The organism is Mangrovactinospora gilvigrisea, assembly GCF_001879105.1.
GTDB lineage: Bacteria > Actinomycetota > Actinomycetes > Streptomycetales > Streptomycetaceae > Mangrovactinospora > Mangrovactinospora gilvigrisea.
Window position 1 is genome coordinate 27,932 of record NZ_MLCF01000016.1, and the last position, 24,403, is coordinate 52,334.

Sequence of the window (24,403 nt, forward strand, 5' to 3'; positions counted from 1 at the left end):
CCTTCCGACCACCAGGTCTTGCTGCTTCAGAACTTCACAGCGGAGGCGGAGGCCTCGCGGAGCTCCTCCAGGGAGACGGCGAACTGGCCCTGGATGTCGAGGGCGTCGCCGTCCACCACGCCGATGCGCGCCGCGGGCAGGCTGCGGGCCCGGCACATGTCGGTGAACCGCACCTCCTCGCTGCGCGGCACCGAGACGATGGCACGTCCCGCCGACTCGCTGAACAGGAAGGTGAACGCCGCGATCGTGTCGGGCACGACCACCCGGGCGCCGATCCCGCCGCCCAGGCAGCTCTCCACCAGGGCCTGCGCCAGGCCGCCGGCGGAGAGGTCGTGGGCGGAGTCGATCATCCCGTCCCGGGAGCCGGCGATCAGCACCTCGGCGAGGAGCCTCTCCCGCTCCAGGTCCACCTGCGGGGGGAGGCCGCCGAGGTGGCCGTGGGCGAGCTGCGCCCAGGCCGAGCCGCCGAACTCGTCGCGGGTGTCGCCGAGCAGGTAGACCAGGCTGCCCTCGGTGCGGAAGGCCACCGGGGTGCGCCGCTCCACGTCGTCGATGACGCCGAGGACGCCCACCACCGGGGTGGGGTTGATCGCGGTGTCGCCGGTCTGGTTGTAGAGCGAGACGTTGCCGCCGGTGACCGGGGTGCCCAGCACCTGGCAGGCGTCGGCGAGGCCGCGGCAGGCCTCGGAGAACTGCCACATCACCGCGGGGTCCTCGGGGGAGCCGAAGTTGAGGCAGTCGGTGACGGCCAGCGGCTTGGCGCCGGTGGCGGCGACGTTCCGGTACGACTCGGCGAGCGCCAACTGGGCGCCGGTATACGGGTCGAGCTTGGCGTAGCGGCCGTTGCCGTCCAGCGAGAGGGCGACGCCCAGGCCGCTGGCCTCGTCGATCCGGATCATGCCGGAGTCCTCGGGGGAGGCCAGTACGGTATTGCCGAGGACGTAGCGGTCGTACTGGTCGGTGATCCAGGACTTGTCGCCCTGGTCCGGCGAGCCGACGAGCTGGAGCAGGGTGAGGCGGGTCAGCTCCGCGGAGGCGGGGCGCTCCAGCCGGTCCGGGGTGTCGGCCTGCAGCTCGTCCTGCCAACCGGGCCGGGCCAGCGGCCGGTTGAGGGTGGGGCCGTCGTGGGCGACGCTGCGCGGCGGCACGTCCACGATCTGCTCGCCGTGGTAGTAGATCTCCAGCCGGTCGCCGTCGGTGACCTCGCCGATGACAGTGGCGATGACGTCCCACTTCTCGCAGATGGCGAGGAAGCGGTCCACCTTGTCGGGCTCGACGACGGCGCACATCCGCTCCTGCGACTCGCTCATGAGGATCTCCTCGGGAGTGAGCGTGGAGTCGCGCAGCGGCACGTCGTCGAGGTCGACGCGCATGCCGCCGGAGCCGTTGGAGGCCAACTCGGAGGTGGCGCAGGAGAGTCCGGCGGCGCCGAAGTCCTGGATGCCGGTGACGAGGTTCTCCCGGAAGATCTCCAGGGTGCACTCGATGAGGAGCTTCTCCTGGAACGGGTCGCCGACCTGGACGGAGGGGCGCTTCGACGGCTTGGCGTCGTCGAAGGTCTCGGAGGCCAGGATGGAGGCGCCGCCGATGCCGTCGCCGCCGGTGCGGGCGCCGTAGAGGATGACCTTGTTGCCGGAGCCGGCCGCCTTGGCGAGGTGGATGTCCTCGTGCCGCATCACGCCGATGCAGAGGGCGTTGACCAGCGGGTTGCCCTGGTAGCAGGGGTCGAAGACGGTCTCGCCGCCGATGTTGGGCAGGCCCAGGCAGTTGCCGTAGCCGCCGATGCCGGCGACGACGCCGGGCAGCACCCGCTTGGTGTCGGGGTGGTCGGCGGCGCCGAAGCGCAGCGAGTCCATCACGGCGACGGGGCGGGCGCCCATGGCGAGGATGTCGCGGACGATGCCGCCGACGCCGGTGGCGGCGCCCTGGTAGGGCTCCACGTACGAGGGGTGGTTGTGGGACTCCACCTTGAAGGTGACGGCCCAGCCCTCGCCGATGTCGACGACGCCGGCGTTCTCGCCGATGCCGACGAGCATGGCGTCGCTGTGCGGGGCCTTCTCGCCGAACTGCTTCAGATGGACCTTGCTGCTCTTGTAGGAGCAGTGCTCGGACCACATCACCGAGTACATGGCGAGCTCGGCGCCGGTGGGGCGGCGGCCGAGGATCTCGCGGATGCGGGTGTACTCGTCCTCCTTGAGGCCGAGTTCCGCCCAGGGCTGCGGCTGCTCGGGGGTGCCGGTGGCGTGCGCCACGGTGTCGAGCGGGGGCTTGGCAGGGGTGCTCATCGTGCGGTCACCAGTCGCTTCAGGATCGAGGTGAAGAAGCCGAGGCCTTCGGTGGTCGGGCCGGTGAGCGGCTCGACGGCGTGCTCCGGGTGGGGCATCAGGCCGACGACGTTGCCGGCGGCGTTGCTGATGCCGGCGATGTCGCGGCGCGAGCCGTTGGGGTTCAGCTCCAGGTACCGGGCGACGACCCGCCCCTCGGCCTCCAGCTCGTCCAGGGTGCGCTCGTCGGCGACGTAGCCGCCCTCGCCGTTCTTCAGCGGGACGGTGATCTCCTGGCCGGCCTCGTAGTCGGAGGTCCAGGCGGTGCCGGCGTTCTCGATGCGGAGCTTCTGGTCCCGGCAGACGAAGTGCAGATGGTCGTTGCGGGTCAGCGCGCCGGGCAGCAGATGGGACTCGCAGAGGATCTGGAACCCGTTGCAGATGCCGAGGACGGGCATGCCCTCGCGGGCGCCCGCGATGATGTTCTCCATGATCGGGGAGAACCGGGCGATGGCGCCGCAGCGCAGGTAGTCGCCGTAGGAGAAGCCGCCGGGCAGCACCACCGCGTCGACCTGGTGCAGGTCGGTGTCGCGGTGCCAGAGGGCGACGGGCTCGCCGCCGGCGAGGCGCACGGCGCGGCGGGCGTCGCCGTCGTCGAGCGATCCGGGGAAGGTGACCACGCCTACCCGCGCGGTCATGACTCCACTCGCACGGTGAAGTCCTCGATGACGGTGTTGGCGAGGAAGGTCTCGGCGGCCTCGCGGATGCGGGCGAGGGCCGCCTCGTCGGCGGGTCCGTCCAGTTCGAGTTCGAAGCGCTTGCCCTGGCGGACGTCGGTGATGCCCTCGAAGCCGAGGCGCGGCAGCGCGCGCTGCACTGCCTGCCCCTGGGGGTCGAGGATCTCCGGCTTGAGCATGACGTCGACGACGACGCGTGCCACTGGCACTCCCGGTGAGATTGGTGCAACGGGTGGAAGGCCAGGATAACGGCCGGTGAGGGACGTACCGGAGCACGCCCCTCACCGGGTGGCCGGAGCGTTATCCGGCGGTGCCCACCGTCAGCGTGTTGGGGTAGGGCGGGAACTGGCCGATGGTGAACCCGGCCACCTTGGAGCCGTGCATGTAGGCGTTCTTCGAGTAGATCAGCGGGACGACGGGGGCGTCCTGCTGGATGCGCTTGTCGATCGCGGTCCAGGCGGCGGCGGCCTTGGCGGCGTCGGTCTCGCCCATCGCGGCGTTGATCAGCTTGTCCACCGCGGGGTTGCTGTAGAGCGCGGTGTTGAAGTTGCCGTTGCCGATCTGGTCGCTGGCGAAGAGCGGCTGGATGGCGCCGAGGGCGCTCGGGAAGTCGGCGAGCCAGCTGCTGATGTGCAGGTCGTAGTCGCCCTTGCCGTTGGTGATGGTGTCGTAGTACGAGTTCTCGTCCATCATCTTGATCGTCACGGTGATGCCGACCCGGCGCAGCGACTCCTGGATGGCCTGGGTCTTGGCCTCGACGCCGCTGCCGGAGCTGTCGGCGATCAGGGTGAGCTTGAGGCCGCTGACGCCGGCCGACTTCAGCAGCGCCTTGGCCTTGGCGACGTCGCCGTTGACGGGGGCGTTCCAGGGGTCGTACTTCTGGTAGCCGTTGAGGCCGGGCTCGATCAGCGTGGTGGCGATGTTGCCGCCGATGACGCTGCCGCCGGAGGCCACCTGGTACGCCTGCTTGTCGATGGCGTAGTTGATCGCCTGGCGGACCTTGAGCTGGTCGAGCGGCTTCTTGCGGTTGTTCATCACCAGGTAGGCGAGGGCGCCGCTGGGCGAGACCACCATCCGCGACTTCGCGGTCGGGTTGCCGTTCACCTTGGGCAGCAGGGCCGCGGAGACCGAGGCGCCGTTGGTGTAGGCGTACTGGTCGTTGCCGGAGTCGGAGATCAGCCGCTGGTTGATCACGTCCGGGTTGAGGTTGAGGCTGATGACGATCTTGTCGGCCTTGCCGGTGCCCGGGGCGGCGGTCTTCTTGTCCCAGTGCTTGTTCCGGATCAGGACGCCCTGCTTGTTCTTCTGGTACTGCGTCAGCACATAGGGCCCGGAGGTGACCTGGTGGTTGACGTAGGTGTGGGGGTTGGGGTCGGACGCCTTGGGGACGGGCGCGAAGGCCGGCATGGAGGCGATCCAGGGCCAGTCGCCGTAGGGCCGGTTGAGGTGGAAGACGAGGGTGTCGTCGCCCTGCACCTCGATGGAGTCCAGCTGCTTGCCCTGGTAGGGGCCCTTGTACTTGTCGCCGCCCGCCAGCAGGGTCTTGTGGTAGCCGAGGCCCTGGGAGAGCGCGGGGTCGAAGGAGCGCTCCAGCGCGTACTTCACATCCGCGGCCTTGATCACCTGGCCGTTGGAGAACTTCAGGCCTGGCTTGAGCTTGTAGGTCCAGGTCTTGCCGCCGTCGGAGGGCGTCCCGGTGTCGGTGGCCAGGTCGGGGATGACCTTGGGCTGGCCGCCGCCGCTGGTGTCCCAGGTGGTGAGGGAGCGGTGCAGCAGGTGGATGATGCTGATGCCCAGGCTCTGGGAGGTCGCCGGGTCGTCCAGCTCGGGGCTGTTGAGCAGGATGTAGAGCGTCCCGCCCTTCTGCGCCTTGGCGCTCCCGCTGCCGCCGGAGCCGCACGCGGCGAGGGCGGGAGCGGCGAGGGCTGCGGCGCCGAGCGCGACGAAGCGTCTCCGGTTGAGCTGTATCGGCTCACTGGTCATGAGTGCGTGCCTTCCGTGTCGGCGGGGGATTCGGCGGGGGATGCGGTGGAGCTGTCGGCCTGACGCGGCACCGAGGGGGCGCTGTCGGCCGGGGATTCGGGGTGGTGGCAGGCCGCGAGGTGGCGGGCGGTGCCCTCCAGCACCGGGCGCTCGGTGCGGCACCGGTCGTCGGCCTTCCAGCAGCGGGTGTGGAAGGGGCAGCCGGACGGGATGTCGGTCGGGCTGGGGACGTCGCCGACGAGGGTGATGCGCTCGCGGGCCCGCTCGGCCGGCGGGTCGGGCAGCGGCACGGCGGAGAGCAGCGCCCGGGTGTAGGGGTGGCGGGGCGCGGTGTAGAGCTCGTCGCCGGCGCCCGTCTCCACGATGGAGCCGAGGTACATCACGGCGACGCGGTCGCACAGCTGCCGGACGACGGACAGGTCGTGCGCGATGAACAGGTAGGAGAGGCCGAACTCCTGCTGGAGGTCCATCAGCAGGTTGACGACCTGGGCCTGGATGGAGACGTCCAGGGCGGAGACCGGCTCGTCGCAGACGATCAGCTTGGGGCGCAGCGCGAGGGCGCGGGCGATGCCGATGCGCTGCCGCTGCCCGCCGGAGAACTCGCTGGGGTAGCGGTTGTAGTGGTCGGGGCGGAGGCCGACGACCTCCAGCAGGTGCATGACCTCGTCGCGGATCTGGCGGTCGGTCAGCTTCCCGGCGAGCTGCAGCCCGGTGCCGACGATGCGGCCCACGGTCTGGCGGGGGTTGAGCGAGGAGTACGGGTCCTGGAAGATCACCTGGATGTCGCGGCGGACCGTGCGCAGCTCGCGTCCGCGCAGCGAGGCGAGGTCGCGGCCCTCGAAGAGGATGCGGCCGGAGGTGGGGTCCTCCAGGCGGGCGATGAGCCGGCCCAGGGTCGACTTGCCGCAGCCGGACTCCCCCACCAGGCCGAGCGTCTCGCCGCGGCCCAGGGTGAGGTCGACGCCGTTGACGGCGTGCACGGCGGGCCGGCGGGGCGCCAGCAGTCCGCCGCGGGTGGCGAAGACCTTGGTGAGGCCCTCCAGGCGGAGCAGCGGCTCGCCCTCGGCGGCGGTCGCCTCCGCGCTCGCCTCGGCGGTGGTGATTCCGGTCATCAGGAGGCCGCCTTCCGGCTCGACGGTCGGAGTGCGTCCCGGTCGTCCGGGGCGAGGTGGCAGGCGGGCAGCGCGGCGGGCCGGTCGGTGGCGCAGGCGTCGCCCTCGACGCGGTCGGTGAAGACGCAGCGCGGCGCGAACGGGCAGCCGGCGGCGGGCTCCAGCAGGTTGGGCGGGCTGCCGGGGATGGGCGCGAGCCGCTTGCGGCGGTCGCCGTCCAGCCGGGGGGTGGAGCCCAGCAGGCCCCAGGTGTACGGGTGCTGGGGCGCGGCGAAGAGCCGGTCGACGGGCGCGGTCTCCATGGTGCGGCCGGCGTACATGATCACCACGTCGTCGACGGTGCCGGCGACGACGCCCAGATCGTGGGTGATCAGGATGGCGGCGGAGCCGAACTCCTGCTGGACATCGGCGATCAGCTCCAGGATCTGCGCCTGGACGGTGACGTCCAGGGCGGTGGTGGGCTCGTCGGCGATGAGCAGCTCGGGGTCGTTGACGAGCGCCATCGCGATCATGACGCGCTGCCGCATGCCGCCGGAGAACTGGTGCGGGAAGTCGTCGGCGCGCTCCCGCGGCCGGGGGATGCCGACCCGGCCGAGCAGTTCGGCGGCGCGCTCCTTGGCGGCCTTGCGGGAGCCCTTGTGGTGCACCCGGTACGCCTCGGCGATCTGCGCGCCCACCGAGTAGTAGGGGTGCAGGGCGCTCAGCGGGTCCTGGAAGATCATCGACATGGTGCGGCCGCGGAGCTCGCGGATCCGGCGGGCCGGGGCGGAGAGCAGTTCCTCGCCGTTGAGGCGGATCTCGCCGCTGGTGCGGGCGTTGCCGGCGGTCGTCGAGTCGGGCCGGAGCAGGCCCATCACGGCGAGGCTGGTGACGGACTTCCCGGAGCCGGACTCGCCGACCAGGCCGAGGGTGCGGCCGCGCTCCAGCGTGAAGTTGAGGCCGTCGACGGCGCGCACGCTGCCGTCGGCGGTGGCGAAGTCCACGGCCAGATCGGTGACCTGGAGGAAGGGCTCCGGGTCGTCCTTGCGGAGGCTGAGTTCAGGCGAGAGAGACACGGGGGTCCAGGTATCCGTAGAGAATGTCGACCAGGAGGTTGGCGGCGACCACGAAGAAGGCCGAGAAGAGCGTCACGCCGACGACGACCGGCAGGTCGAGCTGGCCGACGCCCTGCAGCAGCAGATAGCCCAGGCCCTGCATGGAGAAGACCTTCTCAGTGATGATGGCGCCGCCCAGCAGCAGCCCGATGTCCATCCCGAACATGGTGGCGATGGGGGTGAGCGCGGCGCGGAGCGAGTGCTTGCCGATCACGATGCGTTCGGGCAGGCCCTTGGCGCGGGCGGTGGTGATGTAGTCCTCGCCGAAGACCTCCAGCAGCTGGCTGCGCGTCAGCCGGGCGTAGACGGCGGCGTTGACGAAGGCCAGCACGGCCCAGGGCAGGATCAGATGGCTCGCCCAGGGGCCGATCCCGTCGGTGAAGTTGGCGTAGCCGTTGACGGGCACCAGGCGCCACTGGAAGCCCAGCAGCAGGATGCCGAGCAGCCCGACCAGGTAGGTGGGGGTGGCCACGCCGGTGAGGGAGAGCAGCGTGGCGCCGCGGTCCCACCAGGTGCCGCGCTTGACCGCGGAGATCATGCCGGTGGCGACGCCGAAGACCAGCCACAGCGCGGCGGCGCCCACGGTGATGGAGACGGTGACCGGGAAGGCCGTCCCGATCATGGTGCGGACGGGCATCGACTGGTGGAAGGAGTAGCCGAGGCAGGGCGCCGGGCACTGGGCCGCGGCCTGGCCGATGCCGAAGGAGCGGCCGCCGACGAGGCCCTCCAGGAAGTGCCAGTACTGCTCCCAGATGGGCTGGTTGAGCCCCATGTAGGCGCGGACCTGGTGGAGCGTCTCGGGGGTGCAGGGCTTGCCGCAGGAGAGCCGGGCCGGGTCGGACGGCATCCAGTAGAAGATCACGTAGGTGACGGCGCCGGTGATGAGCAGGACGACGGCCATCCCGATCAGGCGGCGGGCGATGTAGCGGAGCATGGCGGTCCGCCTTTCAGCGCCGGGTGCGCGGGTCGAGGGCGTCGCGGAGCGAGTCGCCGAGGACGGTGAACGCCAGCACCGCGAGGAACAGGGCGCCGCCGGGGAAGAGCAGGTACATCAGGTCGGTCTGCACCCAGTCGGTGGCGTCGCTGATGGTGCGCCCCCAGTCGGGGGTGGGCGCCGGCACGCCGACGCCGAGGAAGGAGAGCGCGGCCTCGGTGCCGATCCGCTGCGGAATGGAGATCGCCGAGAAGACGATGATCGGCGCCATCAGGTTGGGCATCAGCTCACGGAAGATGATGTGCCCGGGGCCGGCCCCGAGGGTGCGGGCGGCGTCCACGAACTCCCGCCGGACCAGCGAGAGCGCCTGGCCGCGGATGATCCGGGCGAAGCCCGGCCAGCCGAAGAACCCGATGACGATGACGAGCAGCAGCCATCGGGGGAACGCCTGGGGGACAACGATGCCGAGCGCGATCATGAAGATCATCCCGGGGAAGGCGAGGAACACATCGGCGGTGCGGCCGATGACCGCGTCCAGCCAGCCGCCGAAGAAGGCCGCCGCGGTGCCGACCACCGCCCCGATGATGATCGAGACGGCGGTGGAGGCGAGCCCCACCAGCAGCGAGGTCTGGGCGCCGTAGACCACGAGGGCGAACATGTCTCGGCCCGTCAGCGGCTCCACGCCGAACCAGTGGGCGCCGCTCATGCCGCCCAATATCCCCTTGGGGCCCGAGCCGTTGGCCTGGTTGAGCAGCCCGATGTGGTACGTGTACGGGTCCTGCCCCTCCAGCTTCACCAGCAGCGGCGCGGCCACCGCCATGATCACCAGCAGGGCGATGAGGGCGGTGGAGACCAACGCGGCCCGGTCGTGGACGAGTTGGCGCAGGGCGCGGCGCCAGGGCGAGAGGGGCGCCGGCGCCTCCTCGGCTCCGGGCGGGACCTTGGCCGGTTCAGGCACGGTGGCGGATTCGGGCATAGGGGACCGATTCTCTGCGGGGGACCAGTGCGCGCGCCCCGTACGGTAGCGAGGTTGCGCCCGGCCGAGAAGAGGGCGTGGAGAAGATGAAACGACAACGAAAAATGTGCGGTCGTTTCGACATGGCGGCGCAATCCGTAAAGCTGACGGGTCGTCAGTTGTTCATGCGTGGACGGCGCGGGGCCGGACCGCGTGCGGGCGCCGACACGAGGCGCTGCAGACCCGACAGAAGTCGACATGTCGTCGCGCGACGAGCCGGACACCGCATTCGCCGTACCCCATGTCCACCCCACTCCTCGCGCGCGGATTGCGAGCCCATGTTCGTAGGGGCCGCTGGCGGAACCTATTCGAACAGCCTGGGGTGCGTCCACTGCACGTCCAGCATGCGGACGGACGACTGAGACGGGCACCTCCGCGGCGACCCGCCGGGCGCCCCGCGCCGACCTGCGACACCGCAAGGCGAAATGCCGGAATTCCCCCCGCCGGAGGGTTCCTCGAAATACCGTAAGCGGCGGGATAAGCCATTGACCGGGTGCCGCCCCGCCGTCGATGATGCATCGAGCCTTACCAGCAATAGCGGCGACACAATAATTTGACGTCGGGACGGACACTCATGGCACAGCGCGTGGCGATCACCCTGATCGATGATCTCGACGGCGGCCAGGCGGCCGAGACGGTGCAGTTCTCGGTCGACGGCCGGAGCTACGAGATCGACCTCTCCTCCGGCCATGCCGACGAACTGCGCACGGCGCTCGCCCCGTACATCAACGCGGGCCGGCGGCAGAGCCGCTCGGGCCGCAGCTTCACCCGCACCGCCGTCCGCCCCGACCCCGGGACGCTCCGGGCCTGGGCCCGCGCGCAGGGCATCGAGGTGCCGCCGCGCGGCCGGATCCCGCAGCGCGTCTACGACGCCTTCGCCGGCACCGACTGAGCGGTCCCTCCCACCGGAAACGGACTTTGAGGACGTATCAGCATCTACCCCCCGCGGGTTGCGCGAGGCGGCCGTCGTTCCGCTAAAGTTCATGACGCACGCCGGACCGCGAGGGGCGCAAGCGCCGAACGGGCCGGACGATGCGGGTGTAGTTCAGTAGCAGAACACTGCCTTTCCAAGGCAGAGGCACATGGTGCGATTCCTGTCACCCGCTCGACGCACGGCCCGGCCTCGCGGCGGGGCTGGCGCGGACCGCCCGGAACATCGGGTAGAGTAGGTCCCGTCGCCGCCGCCGGCAGGCAGCAGCGCGAACAACTAAACACCATGCGGACGTGGCTCAGTTGGTAGAGCATCACCTTGCCAAGGTGAGGGTCGCGGGTTCGAGTCCCGTCGTCCGCTCCACATCGAGGGCCCCGATTCCACCAGGAATCGGGGCCCTCGACGCTTCCCCGCACCGGTCGGTCCACGAGCACGCCGGTCCACGAGCACGCCGGTCCGGGAGCCGCACACGTCCACGCGCCGCCGCACCCATGACACACGTCATCGGTGCCCGGTGAGCGGCCGCACTGCCGCCGGCCCGGATCCGCCGCGAGGCTGGTCCCATGAGTAGCACTGACGCAGTCGCCGCCCTCGGCCTGACCCGCCGCTACGGACGCGGCGCCACCGCCTTCGAGGCGCTGCGCGGCGTCTCCTTCCGGGTCGCCCGGGGCGAGCTCTTCGCCCTGCTGGGCACCAACGGCGCCGGCAAGACCTCGGCCCTGGAGCTGCTGGAGGGCCTCGCCGCGCCCAGCTCCGGCTCCGTCCGCGTCCTCGGGCACGACCCGTACCGGGAGCGGGCCGCGGTCCGCCCCCGCACCGGGGTCGTCCTCCAGGACGGCGGGCTGCCCGGCCTGTTGACGCCCCGCGAGGCGGCCGAGATGTGGCAGGGCACGCTCTCCAGGCCGCGCCCCGCCTGGGAGGCCCTGGAGCTGGTGGGCCTCGCCGACCGGCGGGACGTGGCGATCCAGCAGCTCTCCGGCGGCGAGCGGCGCCGCCTCGACCTGGCGCTGGCCCTGCTGGGCCGCCCCGAGCTGCTCTTCCTCGACGAGCCGACCACCGGCCTCGACCCGGAGAGCCGGCGCGGCGCCTGGGACCTGGTGCGCGGCCTGCTGGCCGGCGGCGCCACGGTGGTGCTCACCACGCACTACCTGGAGGAGGCCGAGGAGTTGGCGGACCGGCTGGCCATCCTGCACCGCGGCGCGATCGTGGCCACCGGCACCCCGGCGGAGGTGGCGGCCGGGCTGCCGGCCCGGGTCTCCTTCGAGCTCCCGGACGGCGTCGAGCCGCCCCGCCCCTCGGGCGAGGACGTCCGGGTCGCCGTCGCCGGCGCCGACGGCCGCCGGGTGACGATCACCACACCGCGGCTGCAGTCCACCCTCGGCGAGGTGCTGGCCTGGGCCGACGGGCGCGGGCTGGAGCTGCACGGGCTGGACGCGCGGTCCGGCTCCCTGGAGGAGGCGTTCCTGGCGGTGGCGGCCGACGGGGCGTCCGGGGCGAACACGGTCAAGGCGAAGACGGTCAAGGAGGCGGCATGAGCGGGACATTGGCCGGGACGGGCAGGAACTCCGGCACGAGCCCCGGCACCGGCCCCGGCACGAACCCCGGCACCGAGCGCCGGGGCGGCTCCGCGTGGCGGCGGATCGCCTCCGTGGCGCGCGCCGAGGTCCGCCTGACGCTGCGCAACCGCTCGGCGCTCGCCCTCGGCGCGCTGATGCCGGGCGTGATGGTGCTCGCCTTCTACAAGGCCGCGCAGGGCGCGGGCGGGCTGGTGATGGTCTCCGGGATGGGCTGGGTGCTGCTCTTCTCCCTCTACACCGGCCCGGTCGGCACCCTGACCACCCGCCGCGAGCAGCTGGTCCTGAAGCGGATGCGCACCGGCGAGCTGACGGACCGCGAGGTCCTCGCCGGCACCGTCTCCGCCAACGCCCTGCTCGCCGGGCTCCAGCTGCTGGTGCTGCTGGCGGCCGGCATCCCGATGCTGAAGGTCGCCGCGCCGCCCGCCCCGGCGGCGCTGCTGGCCGGCCTCGTCGGCGGCGCGGCTCTGTGCCTGCTGCTGGCGGCATCCACCAGCGGGCTCTCCAAGTCCTACGAGGCGACGGCGATGACGACGCTGCCGCTCTTCCTGCTGACCATGCTCGGCGGCGGCCTCGCCGTCCCGCTCGACAAGTTCCCGCACCCGGTGGCCGAGATCGCGGCGCTGCTGCCGCTCTCGCCGGTGCTGGAGCTGCTGCGGATCGGCTGGACGGGCGGCGGCGGGATGCCCAAGGCGCTGCTGGTGCTGGCCGTCTGGCTGGTGCTGGGCTGGTGCGCGGCGACCCGCTGGTTCCGCTGGGAGCCTCGGCGCTGAGCAGCGCGGCGACCGGGTCGGGCAGGATGGGCGGTATGGGGATGAGGGAGCGCGGACGGCGGATGGCCGGGGGTTGGCGCAGGCGCAGCGACACCGAGCAGATCCACGCCTACACGCGCTGGAGCATGTACTACACCAGCCCGTTCATGGGCGTGCTGATGCCGCTGCTGGCCGTCCGCACGCTGCACGGGCTCGGCGTCGCGGACGGCTGGCTGTGGTTCCTGGTGGTCCTCGGCGCCGCCCAGGCCGTGCCGTCGATGTTCATCACCCGCAGGGCGCTGGACCGGGTGCGGACGGACGCGCCGCAGCCCGCGGCGCGCGGGCTGTGGCTGCTCGCCGGGGCGACGGCGGTGCTGCTGATCGCCGGTCAGGGCCTGGTGCTGCACGGCGTCCCGTCCGCCTCGGCGGACCACAGCACCACGCTCGGCTCGGCGGTCGGCCTGCTGGCCATCACCCCGGCCTCGGCCTGGGCCTCGCTCGGCATGCTGGGGCGCTCCCGCCGGGTGGCGCTGCTGTCCCTGGCCCCCGGGGCGCTGGGCATGGGCGTGCTGGCCGCCCAGGGCGCCGGCCGGGCGCTGCTGCTGGCGCTGCCGATCGCCTTCGTGGTGGTCTCCGCGTTCATGGCCGCGCTGATGCACTGCGGCATGTGGCAGCTGCGCGTCGTCTGGCGGCTGGACCGGGCCCGGGACGTCGAGGCGCGGCTGGCCGTCGCCGAGGAGCGGCTGCGCTTCGGCCGCGATCTCCACGACGTGCTGGGCCGCAACCTCTCGGTGCTGTCCCTCAAGGCCCAACTGGCCGTCCGCCTCGCCGAGCAGCAGGGCGACCCCGAGGCGCACGCCAAGGCCGTCGCCCAGATGCGCGAGGTGCAGGAGCTGGCGGACGGCTCGCTGCGCGAGGCCCGCGAGGTGGCCCGCGGCTACCGCCGCCCCGATCTGGAGGCCGAACTGGCCGGGATGCGCTCGGTGCTGACCGCGGCCGGCGTCGACTGCCGGGTGCAGGGCGCCTCCGGTTCGCTGCCGCGCGGGGTGCAGGACGCGCTGGCCTGGGTGGTGCGCGAGGGCACCACCAACGTCATCCGGCACAGCCGCGCCCGCCGCTGCACGGTCCGGCTGGCGCACGCCGGGGCGCGGGTGCGGCTGGAGCTGGAGAACGACGGGGTCGCCGCCCGGGAGGACGGCGCGGACGGCTGCGGCGACGGCTCGGGCCTGCGCGGGCTCGCCGACCGGCTGGAGGCGATGGGCGGCACGGTGGACGGCGGGCCCGCGCCGGGCGGGCTGTTCCGGCTGGTGGCGACGGTGCCGACGACGGCGCCGGAGGTGCCTTCGGCGCAGGCGCGTTCGGCGCAGGCCGCGGCCTCCACGGCCGCCGCGGCGGAGGTGCGGGCGTGATCCGGGTGCTGCTCGCCGACGACGAGCATCTGATCCGCACGGCGCTGGCCGCGCTGCTCTCCCTGGAGGACGGCATCGAGGTGGTGGCCGAGGCGGCGTCCGGCGACGAGGCGCTGGCGATGGCCCGCGCGCACCGGCCGGACGTCGCGGTGCTGGACCTGCAGATGCCCGGCCCGGACGGGATCGCAGTGGCGGCGGAGCTGCGCGGGCTGCTGCCGGGGTGCCGGTCGCTGATCCTCACCAGCCACGGCCGCCCCGGGTATCTGAAGCGGGCGCTGGCGGCGGGGGTGCAGGGGTTCCTGCCGAAGACGGTGTCGGCGGAGGTGCTGGCGCGGGTGGTGCGGACGGTGCACGGGGGCGGGCGGTACGTCGACCCGGAGCTGGCGGCGGAGGCGATCAGCGCGGGCGACTCGCCGCTGACGCCGCGTGAGGCGGATGTGCTGGAGCTGGCCGCGGGCGGGGCGTCGGCGGAGGAGATCGCCCGCCGGGCCGGGCTGTCGCCGGGGACGGTGCGCAACTACCTCTCGGCGGCGGCGGGCAAGCTGGGGGCGCGCAACCGGCACGAGGCGGTGCAGGTGGCGCGGCGGCACGGCTGGGTGTGAGGTCCGGCCGCCGCGGTGCCGGGGTCTGCCGCCCCTCCGCCCCGGCACCCCGCCCGGACCGCCTCGCGGTCCGGGCGGGGTGCCGCGGCGTTCAGAAATCCTTGCCGGTGAGCCGCTCGTACGCCTCGACGTACTTCGCGCGGGTCCGCTCGACGATGTCGGCCGGCATCTCCGGCGGGGCCTGCTCGCCGTTCGGGTCCCACCGCGACCGCAGGTAGTCGCGGAGGTACTGCTTGTCGAAGGACGCCTGCGCCCGCCCCGGCTTCCACTCCTCCGCCGGCCAGAACCGCGAGGAGTCCGGCGTGAGCACCTCGTCCGCCAGGACCAGCGTCGGCCCCTCCGCGGAGAGCTCCTCCTCCGGCGCGTCCGCCGCGAAGCCGAACTCGAACTTGGTGTCGGCGAGGATGATGCCCCGGTCGCGCGCGATGTCCCGCGCCCGCCCGTACAGCGAGAGCGTCAACTGCCGCAGCGCCGCGGCGGTGTCCGCGCCCACCTTGCGGGCCACGTGCTCGTAGGAGACGTTCTCGTCGTGGTCGCCGACGTCCGCCTTGGTCGCCGGGGTGAATATCGGCGCCGGCAGCTCGGAGCCGTCCTCCAGGCCCTCGGGGAGCGCCAGGCCGCAGACGGTCCGCGACTCCTGGTACTCCGTCAGCCCGGAGCCGGTGAGGTAGCCGCGGGCCACCGCCTCCACCGGCACCATGTCCAGGCGCCGGCAGATCAGCGTGCGCCCCTCCCAGTCGGCGGGCGCCCCCTCCGGGACCTCCGTCGAGATCACATGGTTGGGTGCGAGGTCGGCGAGTTGCTCGAACCACCACAGCGAAAGCCGGGTGAGGATGCGCCCCTTGTCCGGGATGCCGGTGGGCAGCACCCAGTCGTAGACGGAAATGCGGTCGCTGGCGACCATCACCAGCTGCCCGTCCTTGTCCCGGTAGAGGTCGCGGACCTTTCCGGTGTGCAGATGGACGAGCCCCGGCACCTGCACGGGTTCCGGCCGTACGGTGAAACCGGTCACGGTGTTGTCGTCTCCCCTCGAAGGATGTCCTGCGCCCTGAGCACCAGTATCGGCCGCACCTAGGAAAGCGATCCCAGGCGCGTGAACATGCCGTCCAGCCGCTCCACGAAGCGCTCCGGCCGGCACACCTCGTCCAGCCGCTGCTCGTCGAGCTGCTGCCCGCCGGCCGCGGCCTCCTCCCGGAGCGTCTCCCGGAACGGGGTACCCGTTTCCCAGGTGCGCATGGCCGCGCGCTGCACGAGGGCGTAGGCGTCCTCGCGGGAGAGGCCCGTCCGGGCACCCGACTCGATCAGCTCGGAGAGCACCGTGGAGGTGTAGATGAGGCCGCCGGTGGACTCCAGGTTGGCCTTCATCCGGTCGGCGTCGACGACCAGGCCCTCCATGAGACGGATCGTCAGGTTGAGCATGTAGTCCAGGGCGATGGACGCGTCCGGCAGCGCGATCCGCTCCGTGGAGGAGTGCGAGATGTCGCGCTCGTGCCAGAGCGGGATGCCCTCCATCACCGGGACGATCTCGGCGCGCACGATGCGGGCGAGGCCCGCCAGCCGCTCCGAGATGATCGGGTTCTTCTTGTGGGGCATCGCCGAGGAGCCCTTCTGGCCCTTCTTGAACGGCTCCCACAGCTCGCGCACCTCGGTGCGCTGCCCGTGCCGCACCTCCAGGGCGATGGCCTCCAGCACGGTGGCCATGATGCCGAGCGCCGAGACCCACTCGGAGACGCCGTCGCGCAGCACCACCTGGGTGGAGACGGGGGCGGCGGTCAGGCCCAGCTCGGCGGCGACGTGCTCCTCGATGGCCGGGTCGATGTTGGAGTAGGTGCCGACCGGGCCGGAGATGGCGGCCATGCCGACGGCCTCGCGGGCGCGGCGCAGCCGGTCGCGGGAGCGGGCGACGCCGTAGGCGAAGTCGGCGACGCGGTGGCCCCAGACGTCGGGCTCGCCGTGGATGCCGTGAGTGCGGCCGACGCGCAGCGTGCCGCGGTGGGCGAGCGCGTGGTCGCGGAGGACGGCGACCAGCTTGTCGGCCTTGGCGAGCAGGATGTCGGTGGCCTCGGTGAGCTGCACGGCGAGCGCGGTGTCGAGCAGGTCCGAGGAGGTCATGCCGAAGTGCACGTAGGCGGCGGCCTCGCGCGGGGTGGTGTTGTCCGCCCAGGCGCTGAGGAAGGCGATGACGTCGTGCTGGGTGACGTCCTCGATCTTCTTGACGGCCTCGGGGGTGGGAGCGGCGGCGTTGCGCACGGGCTCGACGGCGTCGGCGGGGACGTTGCCGGCCTTGGCGTGGGCCTCGAGGACGAGCGTCTCGACGCGGCACCAGATCTCGTACTTGTTCGCTTCGCTCCAGACCCGGCCCATCTCGGGAAGGGTGTAACGCTCGATCACTGCGGTGCCTTTCGCTGGCGCGGTTACCGGGGCGGACACCGTCGATTGTCCCTTATCGCGGGAGCCGCCCCGCCGCCCGCACCCCCCGAGGCGGCGCGGGGTCCGGGAGGAGGGGCGGCGCGCCGGGCACCGCGGCGGCCGGGAGCCGCTAGGAGAGCTCCGCCCAGGCCAGCACCTGCGCGGCCAGGCCGTCGATGGCGGCGAGCAGCCCGAGCCGGTTGGCGCGCACCGCGGGGTTCTCCGCCATCACCATCACCTGGTCGAAGAAGGTGTTCACCGGCCCCACCAGGTAGCGGCCCTCGGCGGCGAACCGGGCCAGCCCGCGGTCCTCCCCCAGCCGGGAGCGCAGCTCGACGAAGGCGTTGTGCAGCGCGTGCTCAGCCGGCCCCTCGAAGAGCGCCGTGTCGTACAGCGGCTCCGTCCCGGCCGGCACGATGCGCCGCACCCGCTGCAGCGCCGCGGCAAGCTGCGCGAACTCGGCGTCGCCGGTGAGCCGCTCCAGCTCGGTGAGCGTCGCCTCCGCCCGGGCGGGGGCGTCGGCCAGCGGCAGCACCGCCCGCACCGCTTCCACCGTGTTGCCGCCGTGCGAGCCGTCCTCCAGCAGGGCCTGCTCCAGCCGCCGGACGGCGAACTGGTGGGCCTCGTCCAGCGCTTCGCGCGGCACCGACACCGGCTGCAGCTCGGCCGCCGCGGCCAGCCCGCCGCCCAGGGTGATCCGGGCCAGCTCGGGACGGGCCCGCAGGATCGAGATGACGCCGAGCGCGGCGCGCCGCAGCCCGTACGGGTCGGACGAGCCGGTCGGCGCCGAGCCGATCGCGAAGAGCCCGGCGAGCAGGTCGAACCGGTCGGCGAGTGCCAGCACCGCGCCGGCCGCCGAGGCCGGCAGCGCGTCGCCGGCCGAGCGCGGCTGCTCGGTCTCGATCAGCGCGTCGGCGACCTCCACCGTCTCCCCGGCGCGCAGCGCGTACTCCCGCGCCATCGTCCCGGCGAGCCCGGACAGTTCGGTGACCATCTGCGAGCCGAGGTCGAACTTGGCCAGCTCGCCGGCGCGCTGCACGGTGCGCCGGTCCGCCTCGCCGAGGCCGGCGGCGGCCGCCAGGCGGTCGGCGAGGTGGGCGATCCGCCCGGCGCGGTCGGCCATCGAGCCGAGCCGCCGCTCGAAGGTGAGGAGGCCGAGCTTGGCCTTCATCTCCAGCAGCGGGGTCTTCAGGTCGGCGTTCCAGAAGAACGCGGCGTCCTCGTAGCGGGCCCGCAGCACCGCCTCGTTGCCGGCCCGCACCCGGTCCTCGTCGCAGCGGCCGTTGGCGACGGCGACGAAGTTGGGCAGCAGCCGGTCGGAGGCGTCCAGCACCGGCAGGTAGCGCTGGTGCTTGCGCATCACGGTGGTGAGGATCTGGGAGGGCAGGTCGAGGTACTTCTCCTCGAAGCGGCCCAGGATCGGGGTGGGCTGCTCCACCAGGTTGGTGATCTCGTCGAGCAGCGCGGACTCGGCGGCGGTGTCGACGTGCCCGTCGGCCCAGACCGCCAGCGCGTCCGCGCCGGAGACGACGAGGCGGCGCCGGGCGTCCGCGTCGGCGAGGATGCCGTGCGAGGCGAGCAGCTTGACATAGCCCTCGGCGTGCGCGACCTGCAGCTCGGGCTGCTCGGCGTTGCGGTGCACCCGGGTGGTGCGCCCGGAGGCCAGCGAGGAGACGGTGAAGGGCACCACGTGCTCGCCGAGCAGCGCCAGGATCCAGCGGATCGGGCGGGTGAAGGAGAGGCCGGGCGCGTTCCACCGCATGTTCTTGTCGGAGCGCAGCTCGCGCACGATCTCCGGCAGGACGGCGGCGAGCACCTCGGCGGCCGAGCGGCCGGCGATGTGCTTGACGGCGGCCAGGTGCTCGGTGTCGCCGACGGCGATGCGCGTCAACTGGCCGATCTCCAGGCCCTGTCCGCGGGCGAAGCCCTCGGCGGCCTTGGTGGGCCGCCCCTCGGCGTCGAAGGCCTGGGCGAGCTTGGGGCCGCGGGTGGTCTGCTGGTGGTCCTCCTCGCGCGGGGCGATCTCGTCCACCAGGGCGACGATGCGGCGCGGCGAGGCGACGACCCGGATCGCGCCGTGCGCCAGTCGGGTGCCGCCCAGCTTCTCGGCGAGCGCGGCGCGGACGGCCTCGGCGGCCTGCGTCACCTCGTGCGGCGGCATCTCCTCGACGCCGACCTCGAAGGCGAGCGGGGCCGGCTCGGCGAGGTGCGGCACGGCTGCCACCGCGTCGGCGGGCAGCTCCGGGGAGGCCGGCGGCTGGACACGGCCGAGCGGGTGGCCCTCCTCCTCGCGGCGCGCGCCCCACAGGGCGGCGACCTGCTGGGAGAGGTTGCGCATGGTGGAGAAGGCCTTGGCCCGCTCGGTGGTGGAGATGGCGCCGCGCGCGTCGAGCACGTTGAAGGTGTGCGAGCACTTCAGCACGTAGGTGTAGGCGGGGACGGGCAGCCGGGCGTCGAGCAGCCGGCGCGCCTCGGCGGCGTAGGTGTCGAACAGCTCCCGGTTGGCGGCGACGTCCGCCTCGTCCAGGTAGTAGCGCGACATCTCGTACTCGGCCTGGCCGAAGACCTCGCCGTAGGTGATGCCCGGCGCGTAGCGGATCTCCTTGAAGTTGCTGACGCCCTGAAGCGCCATCAGGATCCGCTCGATGCCGTAGGTGATCTCGACGGAGACCGGGTCCAGGGTGATGCCGCCGGCCTGCTGGAAGTAGGTGAACTGGGTGATCTCCAGCCCGTCCAGCCAGACCTCCCAGCCCAGGCCCCAGGAGCCGGTGGCGGGGTTGGCCCAGTTGTCCTCGACGAAGCGGATGTCGTGGGCGGCGATGTCGATGCCGATCCGCTTCAGGCTCTCCAGGTACAGCTCCTGGGGGTTGCCCGGGTCCGGCTTGAGGATCACCTGGAACTGGGTGTGGGTCTGCAGCCGGTTGGGGTTCTGCCCGTAGCGGGAGTCGTCCGGGCGGACGGACGGCTCGACGTAGGCGGTGCGCCACGGCTCGGGCCCCTGCACCCGCAGGAAGGTGGCGGGGTTGAGGGTGCCGGCGCCGACCTCGGTGTTCATCGGCTGGACGGTCATGCAGCCGCGACCGGTCCAGTACTCGGTGAGGGCGTGCAGGGTCTCCTGCATCGTCAGTGGCTCGTTGGACGTGCTGGACATGGTCGGGAAGCCTCCCCTAACAGGCGCGGCGAACTCCGCGAGTCTAAGCGTTCGCAGGGAGGCGGGGCGCCTGGGTCCGCTACGGCGCGACCTCGCCGAGCGCCGTCAGCACGGCCTTGACGAGGGGGTGGTTCTCCCTCCCCGCCCTGGTCGCGGCGAAGACACGCCGGGTGGGCGCGGGGCCCTCCAGGGGGCGGACGACGACGCCCTCGAGGGCAGGGGGGCGCAGCGCTTCCTCGGAAGGGTGGTGGGGGGAGACGGGCGGGCGCGCGGGCAGCGCGGTGCGCGGGACGAGCGCCACCCCGGCGCCGGCCGCGGCGAGCGCGACGACGGCGCTGAAGTCGTCGGACCAGTGCACCACCGCGGGCTCGAACCCGGCGCGCTCGCAGGCGCGGGTGGTGACCTCGTGGAGCGGGTTGCGCGGGTAGGGGCCGATCCACGGGTCGTTCGCCAGGTCGGCGAGGGCGAGGACGTCCTGGTCGGCGGCGGGGTGGTCGCGCGGCAGGACGGCGTCGAAGGGCTCGGCGTAGAGCGGGAAGCTGGCCAGCCGGCCGTCGCCCTGCCGGGGGGCGCCGCGGTATTCGACGGCGACGGCGATGTCCAGCTCGCCGTCGAGCAGCAGCCGCAGCGACTCGTCGCCCTCGGCGTCCCGCACGCGGACCCGGACGCCGGGGTCGAGGCGGGCTATGGCCGGCGCCACGAGGCGGGTGATGCCGGTGGCGAAGGCGGCGACGGTGACCGTGCCGGCGGCGCCGGTGCGGTAGGCCGCGAGCTCGGCGTCGGCGCGCTCCAGCTGGGCCAGCACCAGGTCGGCGTGCTTGAGGAGGATCTCCCCGGCGGGCGTCAGGGCGACGCCGCGGCCGGAACGTTCCAGCAGCCGCTCGCCGGTCTCGTTCTCCAGCTGGTTGAGCTGCTGGGAGACGGCGGACGGGGTGAGGTAGAGCACGGCTGCCGCGGCGGTCACGGTCCCGTGGTCCGCGACGGCCCGCAGCGTTCGGAGTCTGCGAGCGTCAATCATGCGGTCCATTGTGCCGCTCCGCCGGCGGATCGGTGCGGCCGCCGCGGGGTGCGCGGCGCGTCCGGCCGGGGGGTCCGCCGAGCGCTTCCCCGTTCGCAGACTGTCACTTCCAGTCGCTATCGGTCGGAGATCGCCGCTATCCGGAACAACCGGCGACCGAAAGTGCGCAACAGGGTCACTACCGGCTCCGGGCCTGGGATGCTGCGGCCCTCCGGCTTCTCGCGGGACAACGACCCAGGGGGCGTGCGTGCGTTCGGAGCGTGGCTGGCTGCTCTCGGCGGTTTCGGCCGAGGCGGTCGTCGCGCTGGGCACGGCCCTCCGCACCGCGGCCGCGCTCCCCGAACTGCTGGTGTGCGGGCCGCTGCTGGCCGCCTGCCGGCTGCGGGCGCGCGTCACCGCGCTGCTCGCCCTCGCCGCGGCGCTGCTCGCCGCGGTCCTCCCGGGCGGGGCGGCCGCCGCCGGTTCGCCGCATGCCGTCCTCAACCATGCGGTGCGGGTGGTGCTGGTCTCCGCCGTCGGCCTGTGGGCCGTCCTGGTGGCCCGCGGGCGGACGGCGGCCGAGGCCGCGCTGGCCCGGGCGACCCGCATCGCCGAGCTGACCCAGCGGGCCCTGGCGCGGCCGCTGCCCACCGAGTTCGGCGGCCTCACCACGGCCATGCACACCGCCTCCGCCACCCCGGGTGCGCTGATCGGCGGCGATCTGTACGACGCCGTGCTCACCCCCGCCGGCCCCCGGCTCCTGATCGGCGACGTGCGGGGGCACGGCGTGGACGCGGCCCTGCTCGGCGCGGCCGTGCTGGGCGCCTTCCGCCGGCTGGCGGCCACCGAGCCCGACCTGGTGGGCCTGGCCCGCGAGTTGGACGACCGCATCGGCGGCGACCTGAGCGAGGAGGACTTCGTGACGCTGCTGCTCGCCGACTTCACCGCGGACGGGGTCCGCCTGGTCAACTGCGGCCATCCGCCGCCGCTGCGGGTCGGGCGCCGGCTGGAGCTGCTGGAGCCGGCCCACCCGTCCCCGCCGCTCGGACTGTCGCCGCGGCCGTCCCTGCAGCGGGTGGGGCTCTCCCCGGAGCAGCGGCTGCTGCTCTACACCGACGGCCTCACCGAGGCCCGCGACGACCGGGGCGCCGGCTTCCCGCTCGACCACCGGGTCCGGTCCGCGCTCTCCGCGCCCAGCGTCGGGCAGGCCCTCGACGGCCTGGTCGAGCTGCTCCGCGGGCACGCCTCCGGCCGCACCCACGACGACCTCACCCTGATCCTCGTCCAGCCCACCGCGGATCTGATGGCGGCGCCGATGTACGACGACCGGGTCTGGGGCACCATCGAAAGGGGATGCGAATGACCACGCACGAGCACGGGCTCTGGGCCGGCGGTCTGCCCCCGGAGGGGACGGAGCTGATCGGGCGCCGCACGGAACTCGCGCGGCTGCGCGAACTCCTCGGCGCATCCCGGCTGGTGACGCTGACCGGCGTCGGCGGGGTGGGCAAGACCCGGCTGGCGCTGCGGGCGGCGGCCGACGCCCGGCCGGCCTTCCCGGACGGGGTCTGGTGGGTGGAGCTCTCCGCGCTGCGCCGGGGCTCGCTGCTGGAGCAGGACATCGCCGAGGCGCTGCCGCTGACCGACCAGACGACCCGTCCGATGATCGACATACTCTCCGACTACCTGGCGGACCGCGAGCTGCTGCTGGTGCTCGACACCTGCGAGCACCTGGTGGAGGACTGCGCGCTGGTGGCCGAGGCGCTGCTGGAGGCCGCGCCCGGCCTGCGGATCCTGGCGACCAGCCTCCGTCCGCTGGGCATCGAGGAGGAGCGGGTGCTGGCGGTCGCCCCACTGCCGGTGGAGGACGCGGCATCCCTGCTGGCCGCCAGAGCCGCCGAGACGGCGCCCGGCTCCCCCGCCGACCGCCCCGAGCTGATGCGGCTCTCCCGCCGGCTGGACGGCCTGCCGCTCGCCCTCGAACTGGCCGCCGCCCGGCTGGGCGAGATGACCGTGCCGGAGCTGGCCGACCGGCTGGACGACCGGTTCGCCGTGCTGGGCACCACCGACTCCGTGGTGGACGAGGCCGATCCGCCCTGGCACCAGGCGCTGCGCACCACGGTCGGCTGGAGCCACGAGCTGTGCAGCCCGGCCGAACGGCTGCTGTGGGCGCGGCTGTCGGTCTTCGCGGGCGGCTTCGACGCGGTCGCGGCGGTCGGTGTCTGCGCCGACGAGCACCTTCCGCACGAGACGATCCCCGGCCTGCTGGCGGGGCTGGCGGACCGCTCGCTCCTGGTTCCCGCCACCGCCGGCCGCTCCGGGCCCCGCTTCCGGATGCTGGACACCATCCGCGACTTCGGCTCCTTCTGGCTGCGCGGTGTGGGCGAGGAGCACGCGCTGCGCCACCGCCACGCCGAGCACTACCGGTCGATGGCGCACCGGGCGGACGCCGCCTGGATGGGGCCGGACCAGCTCGTCTGGCACGAGCGCGCGGTCGCCGAGCACGCCAACCTCCGTGCCGCGCTGGAGTTCTGCCTCGCCGAGGGGGACGCGAACCGCGCGCAGGACCTCGCCGGCGCGCTGTGGTTCCTCTGGGTGGCCTGCGGTTTCGCCCGGGAGGGCCGGCACTTCCTGGACCGCGCGCTGGCCCTCGCCCCCTCGCCGGGCCTGGTGCGCGCCAAGGCCCTGTGGGCCAGGTGCTCCACCGCCAGCGTGCAGGGCGACGCGGAGGCCCTCGGCCGGTTCTCCGCCGCCTTCCACGCCGCCGTCGCGCACGACCCGGACGAGACGGCCGCGGTGGGCGACATCCAGCTGCGCGGCCGGGTCCACCTGGCGAACGGTCAGATGAAGGAGGCCCTGGCGGTGTTCGAGACGGCGCCGCCCTCCCCGCCGCACGACGGGCGCTATCCCGCGGCCTGGTTCATGGCGGTGAGCCTAGAGGCCTTCGCCCATGTCTTCCTCGGGCAGGCCGTCGAGGCCGCCGCGATCGCCGACGAGATGCGCGCCGCGTGCGCCGGACGGGGCGAGACCTGGCTGCGGGCCTGGGCCGAGCACATGCGCGCGCTGGCCGCGCTGGGCCTCGGCCGCACCGAGGAGGCCGAGGCGCTCGCCCGGGCGGCCGTCGACGGCAAGCGGCACCTCGACGACTGGACGGGCATCGCCATGAACATCGAGCTGCTCGCCGCCGCGGCGGTCCGCTCCGGGCGGGCCGAGAACGCCGCCCGGCTGCTCGGCACGGCCGAGGTGCTCTGGCACACCATCGGCGTCCCCCAGTCGGGCGTCCCGGTGCTCATCGCCTCCCACACCGCCTGCGAGGACCGGACCCGCGAGCTGCTCGGGGACGAGGCCTACCGGACGGCGTTCGCGGCGGGCCGCGACGCCGGCCCGGAGGCCGGCATCGCCTACGCCCTCGCCCCACCCCCCACCGGGTAGCGCACGCCCC

The 24,403-nt window shown here is 73.3% G+C and carries 19 protein-coding genes and 2 tRNA genes; 9 read left to right on the forward strand and 12 right to left on the reverse strand.

From position 1 onward, the window contains the following. Positions 1–26: 26 nt before the first annotated feature. The 8 genes from purL to BIV57_RS04725 form a co-directional block, all read right to left on the reverse strand. Entirely contained in the window at positions 27–2,285 is a 2,259-nt protein-coding gene (purL, locus tag BIV57_RS04690) for a phosphoribosylformylglycinamidine synthase subunit PurL (protein WP_071655356.1), read from the reverse strand. Further along, the gene (gene purQ, locus BIV57_RS04695) at positions 2,282–2,962 is read right to left on the reverse strand and encodes a phosphoribosylformylglycinamidine synthase subunit PurQ (protein ID WP_071655357.1); all 681 of its coding nucleotides are present in this window, start codon (positions 2,960–2,962) and stop codon (positions 2,282–2,284) included. Before purQ ends, purL begins: the two co-directional genes overlap by 4 nt. After that, positions 2,959–3,210: a phosphoribosylformylglycinamidine synthase subunit PurS gene (gene purS, locus BIV57_RS04700; protein ID WP_071655358.1), complete on the reverse strand. Its 252-nt coding sequence runs from the start codon at positions 3,208–3,210 to the stop codon at positions 2,959–2,961. The genes purQ and purS overlap by 4 nt, the downstream gene beginning before the upstream one ends. 91 nt (positions 3,211–3,301) lie before the next feature. After that, positions 3,302–4,984, reverse strand: coding sequence for an ABC transporter substrate-binding protein (locus tag BIV57_RS04705; protein ID WP_079170004.1), 1,683 nt, complete (start codon positions 4,982–4,984; stop codon positions 3,302–3,304). Beyond that, a complete protein-coding gene (locus tag BIV57_RS04710; RefSeq protein ID WP_071655359.1) occupies positions 4,981–6,096 on the reverse strand; it encodes an ABC transporter ATP-binding protein in 1,116 nt (371 codons plus the stop codon). The genes BIV57_RS04705 and BIV57_RS04710 overlap by 4 nt, the downstream gene beginning before the upstream one ends. Then, on the reverse strand, positions 6,096–7,151 hold the full coding sequence (locus BIV57_RS04715; protein ID WP_071655360.1) for an ABC transporter ATP-binding protein: 1,056 nt from the start codon (positions 7,149–7,151) through the stop codon (positions 6,096–6,098). Before BIV57_RS04715 ends, BIV57_RS04710 begins: the two co-directional genes overlap by 1 nt. Then, complete coding sequence (locus BIV57_RS04720) at positions 7,135–8,124, reverse strand: ABC transporter permease (protein ID WP_071655361.1); 990 nt, start codon at positions 8,122–8,124, stop codon at positions 7,135–7,137. The genes BIV57_RS04715 and BIV57_RS04720 overlap by 17 nt, the downstream gene beginning before the upstream one ends. Before the next feature lie 13 nt (positions 8,125–8,137). After that, a complete protein-coding gene (locus tag BIV57_RS04725) occupies positions 8,138–9,100 on the reverse strand; it encodes an ABC transporter permease (protein ID WP_071655362.1) in 963 nt (320 codons plus the stop codon). 613 nt (positions 9,101–9,713) lie between these two features. Between BIV57_RS04725 and BIV57_RS04730 the strand changes: the two genes are divergently transcribed. From BIV57_RS04730 to BIV57_RS04760, 7 genes are all read left to right on the forward strand, one after another. Then, a complete protein-coding gene (locus BIV57_RS04730) occupies positions 9,714–10,031 on the forward strand; it encodes a histone-like nucleoid-structuring protein Lsr2 (RefSeq protein WP_071655363.1) in 318 nt (105 codons plus the stop codon). Between the two features lie 142 nt (positions 10,032–10,173). Further along, positions 10,174–10,245 (forward strand) — tRNA-Gly (locus tag BIV57_RS04735). A gap of 112 nt (positions 10,246–10,357) precedes the next feature. After that, positions 10,358–10,433: transfer RNA gene (locus tag BIV57_RS04740), tRNA-Gly, on the forward strand. A gap of 200 nt (positions 10,434–10,633) precedes the next feature. After that, a complete protein-coding gene (locus tag BIV57_RS04745; protein ID WP_071655364.1) occupies positions 10,634–11,605 on the forward strand; it encodes an ABC transporter ATP-binding protein in 972 nt (323 codons plus the stop codon). After that, a complete protein-coding gene (locus BIV57_RS04750; protein WP_071655365.1) occupies positions 11,602–12,417 on the forward strand; it encodes an ABC transporter permease in 816 nt (271 codons plus the stop codon). Before BIV57_RS04745 ends, BIV57_RS04750 begins: the two co-directional genes overlap by 4 nt. A gap of 35 nt (positions 12,418–12,452) precedes the next feature. Continuing rightward, positions 12,453–13,805, forward strand: coding sequence for a sensor histidine kinase (locus BIV57_RS04755; RefSeq protein ID WP_139275452.1), 1,353 nt, complete (start codon positions 12,453–12,455; stop codon positions 13,803–13,805). Further along, entirely contained in the window at positions 13,802–14,407 is a 606-nt protein-coding gene (locus BIV57_RS04760; RefSeq protein WP_071655366.1) for a response regulator transcription factor, read from the forward strand. The genes BIV57_RS04755 and BIV57_RS04760 overlap by 4 nt, the downstream gene beginning before the upstream one ends. Before the next feature lie 91 nt (positions 14,408–14,498). On the opposite strand, the gene BIV57_RS04765 is transcribed toward BIV57_RS04760, so the two are convergent. From BIV57_RS04765 to BIV57_RS04780, 4 genes are all read right to left on the reverse strand, one after another. Next, complete coding sequence (locus tag BIV57_RS04765; RefSeq protein ID WP_071655367.1) at positions 14,499–15,419, reverse strand: phosphoribosylaminoimidazolesuccinocarboxamide synthase; 921 nt, start codon at positions 15,417–15,419, stop codon at positions 14,499–14,501. A gap of 59 nt (positions 15,420–15,478) precedes the next feature. Next, on the reverse strand, positions 15,479–16,798 hold the full coding sequence (gene purB, locus BIV57_RS04770) for an adenylosuccinate lyase (RefSeq protein ID WP_071655368.1): 1,320 nt from the start codon (positions 16,796–16,798) through the stop codon (positions 15,479–15,481). A gap of 148 nt (positions 16,799–16,946) precedes the next feature. Beyond that, positions 16,947–19,967 carry a glycine--tRNA ligase gene (locus BIV57_RS04775; protein ID WP_217651690.1) on the reverse strand — a complete coding sequence of 1,007 codons (3,021 nt, stop codon included), beginning with the start codon at positions 19,965–19,967 and terminating at the stop codon, positions 16,947–16,949. 79 nt (positions 19,968–20,046) lie between these two features. Then, on the reverse strand, positions 20,047–20,985 hold the full coding sequence (locus BIV57_RS04780; protein WP_071655380.1) for a LysR family transcriptional regulator: 939 nt from the start codon (positions 20,983–20,985) through the stop codon (positions 20,047–20,049). Between the two features lie 247 nt (positions 20,986–21,232). Between BIV57_RS04780 and BIV57_RS04785 the strand changes: the two genes are divergently transcribed. Then, the gene (locus tag BIV57_RS04785) at positions 21,233–22,327 is read left to right on the forward strand and encodes a PP2C family protein-serine/threonine phosphatase (RefSeq protein WP_071655369.1); all 1,095 of its coding nucleotides are present in this window, start codon (positions 21,233–21,235) and stop codon (positions 22,325–22,327) included. Continuing rightward, entirely contained in the window at positions 22,324–24,393 is a 2,070-nt protein-coding gene (locus BIV57_RS04790; RefSeq protein ID WP_079170007.1) for an ATP-binding protein, read from the forward strand. The genes BIV57_RS04785 and BIV57_RS04790 overlap by 4 nt, the downstream gene beginning before the upstream one ends. Positions 24,394–24,403 lie beyond the last annotated feature (10 nt).